This is a genomic window from Pseudomonas sp. TMW22090, assembly GCF_022496665.1.
GTDB lineage: Bacteria > Pseudomonadota > Gammaproteobacteria > Pseudomonadales > Pseudomonadaceae > Aquipseudomonas > Aquipseudomonas gregormendelii.
Map to the genome: position 1 here is coordinate 256658 of NZ_SCFH01000010.1, position 16711 is coordinate 273368.

General features: G+C 59.8%; 20 protein-coding genes. 6 read left to right on the plus strand and 14 right to left on the minus strand.

Features of this window, described 5'->3' with window-relative positions; all coding sequences use genetic code 11:
- Positions 1-11 precede the first annotated feature (11 nt).
- From EQV97_RS25205 to soxR, 6 genes are all read right to left on the minus strand, one after another.
- Positions 12-584: a DUF6162 family protein gene (locus tag EQV97_RS25205; protein WP_122841321.1), complete on the minus strand. Its 573-nt coding sequence runs from the start codon at positions 582-584 to the stop codon at positions 12-14.
- Complete coding sequence (locus tag EQV97_RS25210; protein ID WP_122841320.1) at positions 581-904, minus strand: hypothetical protein; 324 nt, start codon at positions 902-904, stop codon at positions 581-583. The genes EQV97_RS25205 and EQV97_RS25210 overlap by 4 nt, the downstream gene beginning before the upstream one ends.
- Positions 901-1443: a thiamine pyrophosphate-binding protein gene (locus EQV97_RS25215; RefSeq protein ID WP_122841319.1), complete on the minus strand. Its 543-nt coding sequence runs from the start codon at positions 1441-1443 to the stop codon at positions 901-903. Before EQV97_RS25215 ends, EQV97_RS25210 begins: the two co-directional genes overlap by 4 nt.
- Entirely contained in the window at positions 1440-2633 is a 1194-nt protein-coding gene (locus EQV97_RS25220) for a PepSY domain-containing protein (RefSeq protein WP_240890267.1), read from the minus strand. Before EQV97_RS25220 ends, EQV97_RS25215 begins: the two co-directional genes overlap by 4 nt.
- A 215-nt stretch (positions 2634-2848) precedes the next feature.
- The gene (locus tag EQV97_RS25225; protein WP_225570742.1) at positions 2849-3307 is read right to left on the minus strand and encodes a VOC family protein; all 459 of its coding nucleotides are present in this window, start codon (positions 3305-3307) and stop codon (positions 2849-2851) included.
- A 99-nt stretch (positions 3308-3406) separates the two neighbouring features.
- Positions 3407-3862: a redox-sensitive transcriptional activator SoxR gene (gene soxR / locus EQV97_RS25230; protein WP_122841316.1), complete on the minus strand. Its 456-nt coding sequence runs from the start codon at positions 3860-3862 to the stop codon at positions 3407-3409.
- A 94-nt stretch (positions 3863-3956) separates the two neighbouring features.
- Here soxR and EQV97_RS25235 point away from each other — a divergent pair, with 94 nt between their 5' ends.
- Complete coding sequence (locus EQV97_RS25235; protein WP_122841315.1) at positions 3957-4322, plus strand: antibiotic biosynthesis monooxygenase; 366 nt, start codon at positions 3957-3959, stop codon at positions 4320-4322.
- On the opposite strand, the gene EQV97_RS25240 is transcribed toward EQV97_RS25235, so the two are convergent.
- From EQV97_RS25240 to msuE, 4 genes are all read right to left on the minus strand, one after another.
- Complete coding sequence (locus EQV97_RS25240) at positions 4319-5422, minus strand: sigma-54 dependent transcriptional regulator (RefSeq protein WP_205892167.1); 1104 nt, start codon at positions 5420-5422, stop codon at positions 4319-4321. The two genes, EQV97_RS25235 and EQV97_RS25240, sit on opposite strands and share 4 nt — an antisense overlap.
- Before the next feature lie 24 nt (positions 5423-5446).
- Entirely contained in the window at positions 5447-6634 is a 1188-nt protein-coding gene (locus EQV97_RS25245) for an acyl-CoA dehydrogenase family protein (RefSeq protein ID WP_240890268.1), read from the minus strand.
- A 73-nt stretch (positions 6635-6707) separates the two neighbouring features.
- The gene (gene ssuD / locus EQV97_RS25250) at positions 6708-7853 is read right to left on the minus strand and encodes an FMNH2-dependent alkanesulfonate monooxygenase (RefSeq protein ID WP_122841312.1); all 1146 of its coding nucleotides are present in this window, start codon (positions 7851-7853) and stop codon (positions 6708-6710) included.
- Positions 7854-7863: 10 nt separating this feature from the next.
- The gene (gene msuE, locus EQV97_RS25255) at positions 7864-8427 is read right to left on the minus strand and encodes an FMN reductase (protein WP_240890269.1); all 564 of its coding nucleotides are present in this window, start codon (positions 8425-8427) and stop codon (positions 7864-7866) included.
- A gap of 412 nt (positions 8428-8839) precedes the next feature.
- Here msuE and EQV97_RS25260 point away from each other — a divergent pair, with 412 nt between their 5' ends.
- From EQV97_RS25260 to EQV97_RS25275, 4 genes are all read left to right on the plus strand, one after another.
- Complete coding sequence (locus EQV97_RS25260; RefSeq protein ID WP_240890270.1) at positions 8840-9109, plus strand: hypothetical protein; 270 nt, start codon at positions 8840-8842, stop codon at positions 9107-9109.
- 98 nt (positions 9110-9207) lie between these two features.
- Positions 9208-9822: a LysE family translocator gene (locus tag EQV97_RS25265; protein ID WP_122841309.1), complete on the plus strand. Its 615-nt coding sequence runs from the start codon at positions 9208-9210 to the stop codon at positions 9820-9822.
- A 204-nt stretch (positions 9823-10026) separates the two neighbouring features.
- The gene (locus tag EQV97_RS25270; RefSeq protein WP_240890271.1) at positions 10027-11184 is read left to right on the plus strand and encodes an aminotransferase class V-fold PLP-dependent enzyme; all 1158 of its coding nucleotides are present in this window, start codon (positions 10027-10029) and stop codon (positions 11182-11184) included.
- A 65-nt stretch (positions 11185-11249) separates the two neighbouring features.
- Entirely contained in the window at positions 11250-13058 is a 1809-nt protein-coding gene (locus EQV97_RS25275; protein WP_240890272.1) for an aminopeptidase P family protein, read from the plus strand.
- Between the two features lie 37 nt (positions 13059-13095).
- On the opposite strand, the gene EQV97_RS25280 is transcribed toward EQV97_RS25275, so the two are convergent.
- Positions 13096-13686, minus strand: coding sequence for a 2-hydroxychromene-2-carboxylate isomerase (locus EQV97_RS25280; protein WP_240890273.1), 591 nt, complete (start codon positions 13684-13686; stop codon positions 13096-13098).
- Between the two features lie 34 nt (positions 13687-13720).
- Entirely contained in the window at positions 13721-14449 is a 729-nt protein-coding gene (locus EQV97_RS25285) for an SDR family oxidoreductase (RefSeq protein WP_225570747.1), read from the minus strand.
- A gap of 90 nt (positions 14450-14539) precedes the next feature.
- On the opposite strand from EQV97_RS25285, the gene EQV97_RS25290 reads away from it, so the two are divergent.
- Positions 14540-15100, plus strand: a complete 561-nt coding sequence (locus EQV97_RS25290) for a TetR/AcrR family transcriptional regulator (RefSeq protein ID WP_225570752.1) — start codon at positions 14540-14542, stop codon at positions 15098-15100.
- Positions 15101-15107: 7 nt separating this feature from the next.
- Here the strand turns inward: EQV97_RS25290 and EQV97_RS25295 are convergent, their stop codons facing one another.
- Together EQV97_RS25295 and rhtA are read right to left on the minus strand one after the other, a co-directional pair.
- Entirely contained in the window at positions 15108-15389 is a 282-nt protein-coding gene (locus EQV97_RS25295) for a hypothetical protein (RefSeq protein ID WP_045058153.1), read from the minus strand.
- Between the two features lie 179 nt (positions 15390-15568).
- On the minus strand, positions 15569-16456 hold the full coding sequence (gene rhtA / locus EQV97_RS25300) for a threonine/homoserine exporter RhtA (RefSeq protein WP_122841303.1): 888 nt from the start codon (positions 16454-16456) through the stop codon (positions 15569-15571).
- Positions 16457-16711: the final 255 nt, after the last annotated feature.

Below are 16711 nucleotides of genomic sequence, written 5' to 3' on the forward strand. Positions count from 1 at the left end.
AAGGCGAGGGGTCAGTGCCGATGCTGGCGAGTGACGCCGGCATCGAATTGCGCGACGATCTGCTGCCAGCCGGCGCTTTCGAGCGCGGAGTCGGCAAGATCGGCTGGCGCCTTGAGGGCTTTGCCGCGATGCAGCCAGATGTCCGGCTCATCGTCACCCGCGGTGAGGCGCATCAGGAAAGAGCCGGCCACGTCGGGAGACTGGCTCTGGCCGAAATAAGCCTGGTCCTGCAGCAACTCCCAGGCATGGCTGCCACGACTGACCGAGCTGGCGTCCTGGGCAAATGGCGCGAAGCCTTCGTCAGCCAGCAGCACCGGCGTTGGCAATGCCTGCTGCTCCTGGCGCAACAAGTGGATCTCGTCGAGCGTGACCCGCAGGTCGGCGTAGATGCCCTGTTCGGAAGCGCTCAGGTCGCGGCGCGCATCCAGTTGATGACTGGCTACGGTGCTGACCTCCTGGGACTCATGGCGCCAGGCCACGACCGATGCGGCCACGGCCAGGATCATGAGGCACAAGAGCAATACGTACAGCGTTTCGTGGCCGGCTCCGGCCGGGCGGACTATCTGGTTTGTGGGGGTGCTCATGGGGTCTGGATGTCCGCCTGGTCTATTTCCACCACATGGCCCGGGCCCGCATCGAACAGCACATAGAACTCGGCGGCGGGTTTCTTGAAAGTCATCTTCGAATCGGCGCCGAGCTTGCCGGGCACCAGAATGGTTTCGTCGTAGCCGATCACATCCAGGGTCACACCCGGGGCACCGCTGCCATCGGAAAAGCCCCCGGTACATTCGATCTGTTCGGCGTCGACGGCCTTGCATTCGCACATCGGGTTATGGGCCAGGGCGCTGGTGCTGAATCCGGCGCAGAGCGCCAGCACCAGGTTGCGCAGATGACGCAAAGTCATGGTTTGCCTCCTTGTTTGGTCAGCCACTCGATGGTGGCGGGGGATGCCTGGCTCAGGGGCATGGAAGCCTGGTGCATGGCGCCGTCCCAGCCCTCCATGGTGATCCACAGTTCGGCATCGGCCTTGGTCTTTTCCGGGATCGGCAACATGGCGCCCATGCGGTAAGGCGTGCCAAAGAAAATCACCCCGGCGGCGCGCAGGCTGCGGGGCTTGCCGATGCGCAGGTAGGTGGCCTTGACCTGGTCGCGGCAGCTGTCGCATAGCGCGGCGTTGAAGCTCTTCATGTAGCCGGCGGGCCCATCCAGTCGCGGCGCTTCGTTGCGCAGTTCAGCCAGGCGCAGGCTCCAGGGGCCGACCTGCACTTCTCCGGCTTCGCGTTCACCCAAACCGGTATCACCCCGGAACAGCGCGGCATCGGCGAAGTACTTGGGCATGAAACCCAGCGGTACCAGCAACAGCAGGACATTGATGTGGAAGCGCCACTTGTGCCAGAAACGGCTCAGTTTCGAAGAGGGTTTATCCGCAACGAGCAGGCTCATTGGCTCACCTCCGTGGTTTCGTGGCGAGGGGCAGTTGGCACTCGGGCACGTTTGTTTTCCCGCTTCAGGGCGTTGGCCGTGGCCAGGGCGGTGCGTTTGGTCCAGATCAGCAGGCCACTGAGGACCATCATGCTCAGCAGCAAGCCGAAGAAGAACCAGATCAGCTTGATCCACAGGCCGCCAAAGTCGCCGGTGTGCAGGGGACGCATGGATTCGGTTACCAGCTCCAGCCCGGAGCGATCCGAGAGCAGGCGAGTGGAGGCGATTTCACCGGTGTAGGGGTTGATATCGGCGGTCTGGAACATCAGCGGGTACCAGCTGCGTCCGCCTACCGTCAGGTAGCTGTAGGCATTGGCGGGCATGCTGACAAAGCTGTCCTCCAACCCTGGAATACGCTCCTTGGCCTGGGTAATCGCATTCTGCAGGCTGATCATCGGCGCAGGCGAACCATCGGTACTCACCGGCACGCTCTCTCGAGGCACTACCAGGGCCACCGGGGCAGTGGAAATCGTCACCTGGTTATCGAACATGAATGCCTCGATCAGGAACCAGGTGCTGGTCACGGAAATTACCGCGATAAACCAGATCGACCAGATGCCGCTGAGCCGGTGAAAGTCGCCCCAGAAGATTCGTGCACCGTGACGAATGCGCAGGGTCGGCTTGAGGAAGCCTTTCCAGAATTTCTTGTACACCACCAGCCCGGTGATCAGGGACGCCAGCATCGGCAGGCTCAGGAACGACACCAGGTACCAGCCCCAGCTGTAACCGTTGGTAAACGGCACCAGCCACCAGCCATGCAGTGCGCGGGTGAAGGCCTTGAAATTGAATTGCGGCGCCGTGCCCTGTATGACCCCGGTATAAGGATTGACGTAGACCGTCACCGAACGCCCGTCCGGGTAGCTGACCTCGACGTCGAGGGCAAAGTGCGACTCGTCGGGACGGCTGATGCTTTCGACCAGGGTGTTCGGCTCGGCCGTTTTGATCGCGGCGACGATCTGGTCGTAGTTGAGCATCGGGGCATCATCGGAAGGCTGGCTGGCGCGCATTTGCGGATTGGCCAGCCAGACGATCTCCTGGCTGACCACGGCAAGTGTGCCGGTCACGCAGACGATCAGTACAAAAAACCAGATCGGCAGCGCCAGCCAGCTGTGCACCAGAAACCAGATTTTGGAACGGGATTTCTTCGACATGATGTAAGTCTTATAGCGATGAGAGGACCTTGGCTGCAGGCTCCCCAGCGTTGGGTCGATGAAAAGTCGCTCGTGGCTTTTGCCTACGCGAGCAGACTGCATCTATATAAGACGAATGAGAATCAAAAATCCCGAACCCGCATATGCAAGAAAATGTTTCTAGCGTCGTTAATCCGCCTCCAGCGTCGAGGTAACGGTGGAGGCGGACCGGGAAGTCAGCCCTGCTGGAACATTTCCTGCGCGCGCTGCTCGATTTGCTCCTGGGTCAGATCTTCCTTGCGCGTGGCCAGAAACCACAGGTGTCCATAGGGGTCTTTGAGCGTGCCGGACCGATCACCATAGAACTGATCCTTGACCTCGGACACGACAATGCCACCAGCAGCAATCGCTTGTTTATACGAGGCATCCACATCATTGACGTACAGATGCAATCCCACGCAAGGGGACTCATCGGGATTGCTCAATGGCCCCTGATCACAGGGGGTGCCCAACATGATCGGGCAATCGCCTATGCGCAATTCGGCGTGACCGATTCCACCATCGGGCATCGCCAGGCGCATCACTTCGACGGCACCGAAGGCTTTTTTGTAGAACTCGATGGCTTCGGCAGCTTTTTGAATACCCAGATATGGCGTAATGCTGTGATAGCCCTCTGGAATGGGTTTGACGCTCATGGCGGTTCTCCCAGTTTTTATGCAATGAGAATGTCCCACAAATATAGTAGGAGCTGCCGAAGGCTGCGATCTTTTGACCTGCTTTACCCTTCGCAGCACTCAGTCCTCCTCCAGCAAATGTGCCCCAGGTCCACGGTCCCCCAAAACATCACCAAAATTGCGCAACGGGCAGGCCTCCATCGACAGGCATCCGCAACCAATACATCCATTCAACCGGTCGCGCAGCAACGTCAGCTGGTTGATCCGCTCATCCAGATCCCGGCTCCACTGCGCCGACAACACCCTCCAGTCGGCGGCGGTCGGTGCGCGGTTATCGGGCAGCGATTGCAGCGCCTTACCAATCTCTGCCAACGGAATGCCCAGGCGTTGTGCCACCTTGATCAACGCCACCCGGCGCAACACTTCCCGCGGGTAGCGGCGCTGGTTGCCCTGGTTGCGATTGCTCTTGATCAGGCCCTTGGTTTCATAAAAGTGCAGCGCGGTGACTGCCACGCCGCTGCGGGCGGCAACCTGGCCGACCGTGAGTTCCCGCTGCAGGGGGGGCGGGGTCATCATTTGAAAAATCCCTCTTGACCTTGACTTAACTGGAGGTTTTACCCTGCAAGCCTTCGGATCGCAATGTCCGGCATACACAGACGGGGACTTTTTCATGCAGGCGCCAGAGAAAAATCGCAGTTTTACCCAACTAATCGAGTTCGAGATCGAACCTCATCAGCAACCGGCACTGGTGTCGGCGCTATCGATGCAAACCGAACGCCTGGCTCAGGACTACGCGGGTTTCCTCAGTGCCAGTATCCAGGCCAGCGAAGATGGCCGGCGGGTGCTCAACTATCTTCAATGGCAGACGCGCGAAGCTGGGGAAGCGGCGTTCCAGCAGTTTGAAAGTGGTGAGCAGGATTTCTGGCAATTGATTCGTGCCCATCAGGCGAAGACCGTGACCTTCGGCTCGTTCCAGGTGTTGCACAGCCTGGAACGTAGTCATGACAACGCGCTGCACTGCCATCTGGTGGGCTAGATAGACAGCTGCATCAAGCGCTCACCCTGGAGGTTTTCCGCAGGCCGGCGTTTGTTCACCGCCAGTTCACCGATCTTGATCAGCCGGGTGCGCGTCACATTGCGGCTCAGCCCCAGCAGTGCGGCGGTGTGCACCTGGTTGTAATGGCTGAAGCGATAGGCTGCGCGCAGCAATGCATCCTCGACCTTTTCATGCAGCGCTCCGGCCTGTTCCTCGAAGAGTTTTTCAAATGCCCGCTCGAGCAGGGCTTCCGGGGAGTCGTCGAAGCTGCCGCCCTGGTCGTCCTGACGTTCGATGCGCATGTTCGACAGGCGCAGGTCATCGCGTTCGATGACGCCATTGCGGCAGATCAGCAAGGTGTGGTGGATGACGTTTTCCAGTTCACGAATATTGCCTGGCCAACTGTAGCTGCGCAGTTTCAGTTCAGCCTCTTTGCTGATCGTGATAGTGCCGTAGCCCAGGCGCTGGCTGTAGGCATCGACGAAGTGCCGGGTCAGCGGCAGGATGTCGCCGGGTCGATCGCGCAGCGGGCTCAGTTCCAGGCTGACCACGTCGAGGCGGTAATACAGGTCCTCGCGAAAGTGCCCCGCGTTGATGGCTTTCTCCAACTGCACGTTGGTGGCGGCGAGCACCCGTACATCGATCGGAATGCTCTTGCGCGAGCCCAGGCGCACCACTTCGCGCTCCTGCAACACGCGCAGTAACTTGACCTGGATCGCCATCGGCAGGTCGCCGATTTCATCGAGGAACAAGGTGCCGCCATTCGCCTCTTCGAACCAGCCGGCCTTGGCACTGAGTGCACCGGTAAACGCACCTTTCTCATGCCCGAACAGCTCCGCCTCGACCAGGGATTCGGAGAAGGCGCCGCAATTCACGGCGACGAAAGGGCGATTACGCCGCGCGCTCAGGTTATGAATGTGTCGGGCTACCAGCTCCTTGCCGGTGCCGGTTTCGCCGATGATCAGCACGCTGGCCTCACTCGGCGCCACCTGCTGCAAGTGCGCAAGCAAAGCTTGGGATTTCGGGTCTTCGAACACTTGGGCGGTGGCTCGGATTGAGGTGGCCAACGCGGGCGAGGGCGGTAAGGTCAGCAGTTGCATGGGGTTCGCTCCATGAATGGCAGGCTAGGAATAGAAAGTCGGAATCGGCAGGCACTGGTTCAGCGCCCAGTCACCCAGCTCATGGAGTTTGTAATCCACCGGATCGTGCAGGGTTTGCGTGCGCAGGTTGCGCCAGTGACGGTCCAGCCTGAGCGAGGCGTGGGTTGAGCGCGCACCGGTCACCTCGAAGAGGCGGGTGCACAGGTCCAGGCCGGTGCGGGTAGCGGCGACCTTCGCGGTAGCGATGGCAATCGCCAAGTGCCCGCGTTCTTCGGCACTGAGTTTCGGGCCCTTTGCCCAGGCCTTGTCGAGCAGGTCGGCGGCACGCTCCACGAGCAATCGAACGCCTTCGAGCGCCACCCAGAATTCGCCGTAATGACCCAGTACATAAGGGTCCTGGCTGACCTCCCGGCTGTTGGATTTATGCCAGGGGCGGGTTTCGGTAAGGGTATATGCCCTAGCCTCATCGAAGGCGCCTTCGGCGATACCGAGAAACATGTGGGTAAAGGTCAGTTGGGCGATCAGTGGGCGCAGGCAGGCGAATGGCGTGCTCAACGGGCCTGGGTCGAGTAGCAGTTCCGATTCCTCCACCCGCACACGTTCGAAGGTGGCACTGCCGCTGTCGGTCTGGCGCTGGCCCATATTGTTCCAGTCGTTGTGCAGGGTAATGCCACTGCGACTGCTGGGGATCGCCGCGATCAACAGCTTGCCACCGGCCGTTTCATCCACCGCCGAGGCAATCAGCATTTGCGAATCGCTGGCACCGGAGCAGAAGCTTTTCTTGCCGGAGAACTCGCGCCAGCCATCCAGCTTGCGTACTACGGTGCGGGTGTCCAGGGGGTTCAAGGCATTACCCCAAAACCAGTTCTTGCGCGCGGTCTGCTCAAACCAGGGTTGCCATTGTTCGGGCCGGGCAAACAGGCGCACGGTGGCGAGCATCAGGTGATGGAAGCCGAAGACATGGGCGATCGAGCTGTCGACCTTGGCGAACTCGCGCACGATGGCCAGGGTTTCACTCCAGCGAGCGCCCAGGCCCCCGTATTCGGTGGGGATGCTCAAGGCGAGCAGGCCGCTTTCACGCAACGCATCACGTTCGGCTTTGGGCGTACCGCCGCGTTCATCGCGCTCGACAGCGGTGAGTGCAAACTGCGCGGCCAGTTGCCGGGCGGTCTGCAGCGGGGATATCAAGGCGCTTTGTGGCTTGGCAGTCACGGGGGTTCCTCAGGAAATTCGATGCACATCCCCCAGTGGTAGCGAGCAGACTCACTCCCACTGGGAGCACCCTTTAAGCCGTGGCTTTGCCGGGTAGCACATCGTTGGCAATCATTTCGCCAAACGGTCCGGTAAGGTTGGTCACGCCGCGCCCGGCCAGGCTGGCGTAGGGCTCGGGCAGCAGCGGGAACACCAGTTCGGCAAAGCGGTAGGCTTCTTCGAGGTGCGGGTAGCCGGAGAAAATGAAGCTCTCGATGCCCAGGTCTGCGTACTCTTTAATCCGCGCGGCAACCTGCTGCGGATCCCCCACCAGTGCAGTACCGGCACCGCCACGTACCAGGCCGACACCGGCCCACAAGTTGGGTGAAATCTCCAGGTTGTCGCGACGCCCGTCATGCAACGCGGCCATGCGTCGCTGGCCTTCCGAATCAAAGCGCGAGAAGGATTTCTGTGCCGCCTGGATGGTTTCATCGCTGATGTGCTCGATCAGTTTGTCGGCGGCTTTCCAGGCCTCCTCAGCCGTCTCGCGCACGATGACATGCAAGCGAATTCCAAATTTGACCGTGCGCCCTTGGCGCGCAGCGCGCTCACGCACATCGGCGAGTTTTTGCGCCACGGCGGCGGGCGGTTCGCCCCAGGTCAGGTAGACGTCGACCTGTTCGGCCGCGAGATCGTGGGCAGCCTGCGAAGAACCACCGAAGTACAGCGGTGGATAGGGTTTCTGCACCGGTGGATACAGCGCCTTGGCATTCTGGACCCGCAGGTGTTTGCCTTCGAAATCAACCGATTCGCCTTGCAGCACACGGCGCCAGATTTTCAGGAACTCGTCGGTCACCTCGTAGCGTTCGCTGTGATCAAGGAAACTGCCGTCACCGCGGTTTTCATCCGGGTCGCCACCGGTGACCACGTTGATCAGCAAGCGTCCGCCGGACAGGCGATCCAGGGTGGCAGCCATGCGTGCCGATACGGTCGGCGAGATGATGCCCGGCCGGATGGCGACCAGGTAACGCAGACGCTCGGTCAGCGGCACCAGTGCCGAGGCAATCACCCACGAATCTTCGCAGGAGCGCCCGGTGGGAATCAGCACGCCGTGGTAGCCAAGGCTGTCAGCGGCCTGGGCGACTTGCTTCAGATAGTTGAGGGTCACCGGGCGAGCGCCCTGGGTGGTGCCCAGGTAGTGGCCGTCGCCGTGGGTGGGCAGGAACCAGAAAACATCCATGAAGAGATCCTTAAGCGATTTTCAGCAGATTTTTGGGGTGCGCGCCGAACAGCGGTGCGGCGCGTTCTGCAGCAAGACGAATGCGGGCCTTCAAGGGCTCACTGGTTATTTGGTAGTTGGAGAAATCGGCTTCGGTGGCGTAGACGCCAATCGGCAACGTCAGGGCCTGGAAGAAACTGAACAGCGGGCGCAGTTGATGATCGAGTACCAGGGCGTGCCGTTCGCTGCCGCCGGTGGCAGCCAGCAGCACCGGCGTATCGATCAGCGCATTGAGGTCAATCAGGTCGAACAGGTGCTTGAGCAGGCCTGGATAGGAGCCGCGAAACACCGGTGCGGCAACGATCAACAGATCGGCGTTCTCGATCGCCTGCAACTCGGCTTCGACCTGCGGTCCCAGTTCCTGGCGGGACAGCGCCGAACCCAAGGGCCCGGCAATGTCGCCCAGTTCGATCACTTTGCTTTCGATCACCAAGTGTTCGGACAACTCGGCCAACAGCGCTTGAGTCAGTGCCAGGGTACGGGATGGACGCCAGGTACCACCGGAGACGGCAACGACTTTCAATGGGCGCGACATGATCAGTTCCTTTTAAACAGTTGCTCGGGGAGCAGTGAGTAGTCACTGGGTTGAGCAAGAGCTATACCAACCCCTGAAAGCCTTGTTTCATGGGGGCTGCGCCCCGCCTGGCGCTTACCACTGTCGCTTCCGGGTGCTGTTTGTTGATTCGCTGTTGCCGGGCCAACAGTTGCAGGAGCAACAGTGATGCCGACGCGATGGGGTTGTTATAACGGCTAGTTGTTATTCCTCAAAAGAACATTAAAAGATATTTATAGATCTATATAGAATATTGGCGGTCTGCCTCCAAGGTGTTTGCGGTAGTGAGGCTGAAAGCTTGATACCCACTATCGAGAGCGTTGATTTCTGCCCGGCGAGGGGCGCGAGTAGCCTGTGTTCATTGCCCCGAACCCAGATGCCAGGACGCCACGCCATGAAATCTCCCATCGCCGTTTTGCTGTTGCTCGCTGCCTCCGTACTCGCTGGATGTGCGGGCCACCTTTCCCCGGAGTTACGCCCATACACTCCGCAAGAAAGCCGCCAATTGGCCCTGGAAGATCTGAATCGTCGCAGCCTGTCGTTTGACGAGTACCACGCGAAAAAAGCTGCATTGCTTGGCCAGCCGCAGAAAGCCTTCAGCTTCGACAAACAGGGCGAAATGAACGCCGAACGTGCTGTCCAGCTGCACGGCCGCCCAAGCTGAACGACTGTACCGCTCGAAGTTTTACCTAACTGTCCATGGGCTTCAGGCAACCCTTGCGATAGGGTCGATACCTGACCGACCCTGACGGACTGCCACCGATGACGCTCTCTCTCGATCTGCTGCTGGGCTTTGCGCTGTTTGCACTGGTCACCTCGATTACCCCTGGTCCGAACAACACCATGTTGCTGGCATCTGGGGTGAATTTCGGCTTTAACCGCACCATCCCGCATATGCTGGGCATTACCTGCGGCTTCTTCGTATTGGTGGTGGCGGTGGGTTTCGGCCTGGGCGCGGTGTTTCAAACCTATCCATTGCTTTACACCGTGTTGCGTTATGCAGGCGCCGCCTATCTGTTGTATCTGGCGTGGAAGATCGCCCACTCCGGACCGGTGTCCGACAGCGAGGACGGCAAGGGCAAGCCGATCAGCTACCTGGGTGCGGCGGCCTTTCAGTGGGTGAACCCCAAGGCCTGGATCATGGCCATTGGCGCCATCAGTACCTACACACCGATGCAGGGCTACTTCATCAATGTGATCGTGATTGCCGCCGTCTTTGCCGTGATCAATCTGCCCAGCGTCGGCGTCTGGGCGGCCTGCGGTACGCTGCTGCGCAATGTGTTGAAGGATCACCGCTGGTTGCGCGTGTTCAACTGGGGCATGGCCGCGCTGCTGGTGATATCGCTTTATCCGCTGCTGCTGGAGAGCATCGGCTGATGCATTGCTTCAACCGGTTGGCCGATGCCTGTTAAGCTCGACTTCAGGAGCGTTCCTACGCACTTTTAAATGAAGTTGTTCTTCTTTAACGGCCTCTGATCGGGTATTTCTAACGTTCTGGGATGTCGGCGTAGCTCACGAGGCTGCGCTTTGCCGTTCCAGCAACGAGATTCCTGATCCCGGAACCTGCTCTGCGAGTCTTATATGAATAAACGCCCGTTGTATTTCGACTACGCCGCCACCACTCCGGTGGATGAGCGGGTCATCAAGGTCATGGTCGAGTGCCTGGGTTTCACCGGCAACTTCGGTAACCCCGCGTCCAGCTCCCATGCGTTCGGGCAACAGGCTCGGCAAACCGTAGAACATGCCCGCCGGCAGGTCGCCAATCTGGTGGGTGCCGAGGCCGATCAGATCGTCTGGACTTCCGGCGCCACCGAATCGAATAACCTCGCGCTCAAGGGCGTGGCCCAGGCGCGAGGCGTCGCTGGCGGCCATGTCATTACCAGTCAGATCGAGCACAAGGCGATACTCGACACGGCCAGGCAATTGCAGGATGCCGGGGTCGCGGTCACTTACCTGGTGCCTGATGCCGATGGCCTGATTACCGCGCAGGCGGTCAGCGAAGCCATGCGTGAAGACACCTTCCTGGTCTCGCTGATGCTGGTCAATAACGAACTGGGTACGGTCAACGATATCGCCGCCATTGGCGACATCGTGCGTGCGCGTGATGCCTTGTTTCACGTCGACGCGGCGCAGGGCGCCGGCAAGGTCGTCATCGACCTGGCGCAATTGCCGGTGGACTTGATGTCGTTTTCCGCCCACAAAATCTACGGCCCTAAAGGTATCGGTGCGTTGTACGTGGGTCCCCGTGCGCAACAACGCCTGCACGCACAGATTCACGGTGGCGGGCACGAGGGCGGCTTGCGCTCGGGTACGTTGGCTACCCATCAGATTGCGGCCATGGGTGTGGCATTCGAGTTGGCGGCGCAGCTGTTCGAGGATGAAAAAGTCATCGTTGCCGGTCTGCGCGAACGCCTGCTCGAACAACTTTCAAGCATTCCCGGCGTTCGTCTCAACGGTAGCCCGTCGCAACGCATTCCCCACACCCTGAGCCTGACGTTTGCCGAGGGTGAGTTCAATTCCGCGGCGTTGAGCCATTCGATCGCTTTTTCCGCGACGTCGGCCTGCAATTCCGCGAGCAACGCCCCCTCTCACGTGTTGCTCGCCCTGGGGCATGACACCCACTCGGCAAGTCGCACCATCCGCTTGAGTCTTGGACGGTTCACCACCGCGCAGGACATCGACCAGGCGGCAGACCTGATAAAAGCGGCCTGCACCAGTGCTCCGGCATTCTGGCAATAGGTCTTAAAGCGCCCATGCACCTCAGCGCTTCAACAATAATGAATACGTGATTAGCAGGAGACATGATGAGTACGCAGCCTTCGATCAATGGGTCAGTGCCCCAGCGCCTGGCGCAAACCCGCGAGCTGATGAGCCGGGAGGGCATTCATGCGCTGCTGGTGCCGTCAGCAGACCCGCATTTGTCGGAATACCTGCCGGGTTACTGGCAAGGGCGTCAGTGGCTATCGGGCTTTCATGGTTCCGTCGGCACGCTGATCGTCACACCGGACTTCGCTGGAGTCTGGGCCGACAGCCGTTATTGGGAGCAGGCGACCAGGGAGCTTGAGGGCAGTGGCATCGAACTGGTCAAGCTGCAACCTGGCCAGCCTGGGCCACTGGACTGGCTTGCTGAGCAAACCCCCGAAGGTGGTGTGGTGGCAGTGGACGGTGCGGTGATGGCAGTGGCCTCGGCGCGCACCCTGGGTGGCAAGCTCGAGGAGCGCGGTGCTCGCTTGCGCACGGACATCGACTTGTTAAGCGAAGTCTGGAGCGATCGCCCGACCTTGCCCAACGAGCCGATCTATCAGCACCTGCCACCCCAGGCGACCGTCAGCCGCACCGAAAAACTCGGCAAGCTGCGCGAGGTAATGAAGGCGCGTGGAGCTGACTGGCATTTCATCGCCACTCTCGATGACATTGCCTGGTTGTTCAACCTGCGTGGCGGCGACGTGTCGTTCAATCCGGTGTTTGTTTCCTTCGCCTTGATCGGGCAGGACCAGGCTACCTTGTTCGTGGCCATGAGCAAGGTCAGCGCCGAGTTGCGCGCCACCCTTGAACAGGACGGCGTAACGCTGCGTGATTACAGCGAAGTGGCTGACGCTTTGCGCGCGTTACCGGCCGGCGCGAGCCTGCAAATCGATCCGGCACGGGTCACCGCCGGGTTGCTGGACAATTTGGATAGCGGCGTGAAACTGGTCGAGGGCCTGAACCCGACCACCCTGGCCAAATCGCAGAAAAGCCTGGCGGACGCCGAGCATATCCGCCTGGCCATGGAGCAGGACGGTGCGGCGCTGTGCGAGTTCTTCGCCTGGCTGGAGTCGGCATGGGGTCGTGAGCGCATCACCGAACTGACCATCGACGAACACCTGACGGCAGCACGCATGCGTCGTCCGGGTTATGTGTCGCTGAGTTTCAACACCATCGCCGCCTTCAACGCCAACGGCGCGATGCCGCACTACCACGCCACCGAAGAAGCGCACGCGGTGATAGAGGGCGATGGCCTGTTGTTGATCGACTCCGGTGGCCAGTACTTGGGCGGCACCACCGATATTACGCGGATGGTTCCGGTCGGTACCCCGACCGAGGAGCAGAAGCGTGATTGCACACGAGTGCTCAAGGGCGTCATCGCTTTGTCCCGGGCACAGTTTCCCAAAGGCATTCTTTCACCGCTTCTGGACGCCATTGCGCGCGCGCCGATCTGGGCCGAAAGCGTCGATTATGGTCACGGTACGGGTCACGGCGTAGGGTATTTCCTGAACGTGCATGAAGGTCCGCAGGTGATTGCCTACCAAGCCGCTGCCGCACCGCAAACCGCCATGCAGCCGGGCATGATTACCTCCATCGAACCGGGTACCTACCGTCCTGGCCGCTGGGGTGTTCGAATCGAAAACCTGGTACTGAATCGCGAAGCGGGCAACAGCGAGTTTGGTGAATTCCTCAAATTCGAAACGCTTACGCTGTGCCCAATCGATACCCGCTGCCTGGTGCCAGCGCTGCTGACAGAGGACGAAAAACAGTGGTTCAACGCGTATCACGCCCAAGTGCGTGAGCGCCTCGCTCCGCTGCTCGATGGCGCTGCGCTTGAGTGGTTGAACACACGCACAGCTGCCATCTGATTATCTCAAGAACAGGCGCCGATGGCGGCGCCTGTTTTCAGCTCAGGGCTTCAACCACGAAGTCCAGTCGGTCCTGGCCGAAGAACAGCTGATCACCCACGAACATGCTCGGTGCACCAAACACCCCTCGTTGCACCGCTCGCTCAGTGTTGTCCTTGAGCGCAGTCTTCACTTGCTCGTCTGCGGTCAGTGCCAGCGTTTCAGCTGGATCAAATCCGTGTTCCGTCAGCACTGCAGCAACCGTTTGCGGATCATCCATGTTGCGACCCTCAACCCACAGCGCCCGGAACAGGCAGTCGATGAATACCTCGAGCCGCTCGGGATGGCGTAGCTGCATGCCGGTCACCGCGCGCATCAACGTCAGGGTATTGATGGGAAAGTGCGGGTTGAATTTGAGTGGCACGCCGTAGCGTTTCGCATATCGAGCCAGGTCCTGGAACATGTACCGGCCCTTGGCGGCAATGGTTACTGGCGAAGCGTTGCCCGTCGCCTTGAATACACCCCCCAGCAGCATCGGAACGTAGATCAGCTGGCTGTCGGTCTGCTGGCATATCCGCGGCAGTTGCGTAGAGGCCAGGAAGGTGGCCGGACTGCCAAGGTCGAAAAAGAACTCCACGGTTTTAGTCATGATCGAAGTGCTCTGCTTAATTGTAGGGAAGGGCTTACCAGCGTTCGTTCCAGGGACGTAGATCGAGCTCGAAGGTCCAGGCATCACGGGGCTGACTGTGCAGGTGCCAGTAATTGTCGGCAATGTGCTCGGGGTTGAGGATGCCGTCCTGGTCTTTGGTGGCGTATTTCTCGGGGAAGTTATCGCGGATGAAATCGGTATCGATTGCGCCGTCGACCACCACGTGGGCCACGTGAATATTCATCGGCCCCAGTTCCCTGGCCATGCTCTGGGCCAAGGCGCGGATCCCGTGTTTGGCCCCGGCAAAAGCTGCAAAGCCTGCTGCACCGCGCAGCCCGGCGGTCGCGCCGGTGAACAGAATCGTTCCGCGCTGCCGTTGGGCCATGCGCTTGGCCACTTCGCGCCCGTTGAGAAAACCTGAGAAACAGGCCATCTCCCAGATCTTGAAGTATTTGCGCGCGGTCTCTTCAAGGATGCTGCACGGGACGTTGGCGCCGATATTGAAAACGAAGGCTTCGATGGGGCCGATCTGGCTTTCAATCTGCTCGATCAGCGCCACGACCTCGTCTTCCTTGCGCGCATCGCAGGAAAAACCATGGGCCTCTGCACCAAGAGCCTTGATGGCATCGACCAGAGGCTGGAGTTTATCGGCGCTGCGTCGGGTGACACAGGCGATGAAGCCTTCCTGCGCAAAGCGTTTGGCAATTGCGCCACCTGTAGCATCACCGGCGCCAACAACGAGTACGACCTTCTTGTTATTCATGGCAAACCCTTTAGTAAACGATCGTTAACTAAACGAACGTTATGCTACGATCCGACTAGCGTCAAGGTGATTACTTCTGAGGGCAAGGCGATGCGTTATTCGGCCAACCACAAGCTGGAAACCAGAGAAAGGCTCTTGCAGAGCAGCGCCGTATCGGCGAAGCAGTCCGGGTTCTCTACCGTGGGGGTGGATGGCCTGATGAAGGCGATCGGTTTGAGCGGAGGAGCTTTTTATAGCCACTTCTCGTCCAAGGATGAACTGTTCGCTGCGATTGTGGAGCGCGAGCTGGGGCAAAGCCTGTGCCGGCTGGAAGGGGATCAGGACTTGCAGAAGCTGGATCGCTGTCTGCGGCAATACCTCAGCATGGCGCATGTCGAGAGTGCGCAGAACGGTTGTGCCTTGCCCGCCCTGGGCGCCGAGATTGCCCGTTCGGACGATGCGGTTCGTCAGCTGGCGCAAGACTGGATCTGTCGGCTTCAACAAAACTGGGCGCAGACACTGGGCAGCGAAAGCCTCGCCTGGGCCATCCTGTCGCAGTGCGTTGGCGCGCTGGTAGTGGCGCGGATGTTGGCGACACCGGACGTCCAGCGCACGGTGCTGAAGTCCAGCTACGACGAAATCCGCAAGCAAATAGCAGAGTCGCGAACCTGACGTGCGCTTACTTGCAGATGACGATCATGCTGCGGCTGGTGTAGCCGGCTGGATTGAGGCCGAACGGGTAATCGCCTGGCTCTTCTACTGAGTCCCCCGACTTGGCAATGACCTTGTAACCTTTGGGTGCACACGAGTCGACCGCCTTGGTGTAGCACTTGTCCCAAGAGGACGACAGACCGGAACAGTTGATGTGCAGCCCTTTCTTGCCGTGCTTGACCTGGGTTTTGGAGGTTGCCGCACAACCCGCAATTGCGAGTACCGCGATCAGTATCAAAATTCGTTTCATTACTATCCCTATAGCGTCCCCGGGTCTGATGCCCGGGTCTGACTGCATTCGCTTTCGTTTGAAGCGTTTTGATATCCAGATCTTGAACATTCCTGCCTGGCGCCGGGTCGTCGGGCCGGGCAGGGCGTTAAACATGGCCTAATTGGCCGTCAAATACCAGACCCTCGTAAAATCCTTCATCAATCTACCGCGACCGCAGGCTTGGCATTGCTGCCCATGGTCAGGGTCGCGCCGACGGATGCCAGGATAATGCACATGATGGCCATCCACTGTGACAACGAAAGGTATTCCTGCAGAAACAGTAAGCCAGACAGTGCGCCGAAAGCGGGTTCGATACTCATCAGCGTACCGAAGGTGCGGGCAGGCATGCGCGTGAGGGCGACCATTTCCAGCGTATAGGGCAGGGCAGTGGACAGGATGGCAACGCCGATGGCCACGGGAATCAGCGATGGGGTAAGCAAGGCCGCGCCTGCATGCACGATCCCGATGGGTGCGACGAACAGCGCTGCGATCATTACGCCTAACGCGGCTGTCTGGACGCCGTTGTCTGCGCCGGCTTTCTGCCCGAAAAGAATGTACAGCGCCCAGCACACGCCGGCACCGAGTGCATAACCGGCGCCTACGAGATCGATCCCGGTGCTGGTGGCCCCGGTAGGAATCAGCAGGAGCAGGCCAACCGCGGCTAAAGCAATCCACAGGAAGTCGATGGCTCGGCGCGAGGCATAGATCGCGACGGCCAGGGGGCCAGTGAACTCAAGGGCGACCGCGATCCCCAGGGGAACCGTTTGCAGGGACATATAGAAGAGGAAGTTCATGCCGCCCAGCGCCATGCCGTAGACGATGACAGTGCGCAGGGACTTGGCGGTGAGCTTGGCGCGCCAGGGCCGCAGTATCAGCAGCATGATTACGCTGGCGAAGATCAGGCGCAGGGTCGTGGTCCCTTGAGCGCCTATTAATGGGAACATGCTTTTGGCCAGCGATGCGCCAGACTGGATCGATGCCATGGCTATTAATAGCAGGCCGACCGAGAACAGGGTCGAGGAGAGAGTGCGGGGCTGGTTGTTCATTTCGCGGCATCGTCCAAGGCAGGAAGCGAGAGTAATTCCATATCTGGGCAATATACTGCGCATTCGGTGGTGTTACGTCTATCTCTATGCAGCAAATTCGATGCTCTGATAGAAAAGCGTAATCAGTGCTTGACGGCAGATTTCAGATGTCTATAATTCGCCCCACTTCCGGCGCAGTCGAAACGGAAAACTCCTTGGTAAACAATGAGTTACGCAGTTTTGACGGTCAGCTGCTTCAGGTCATCGAAGCGCAAA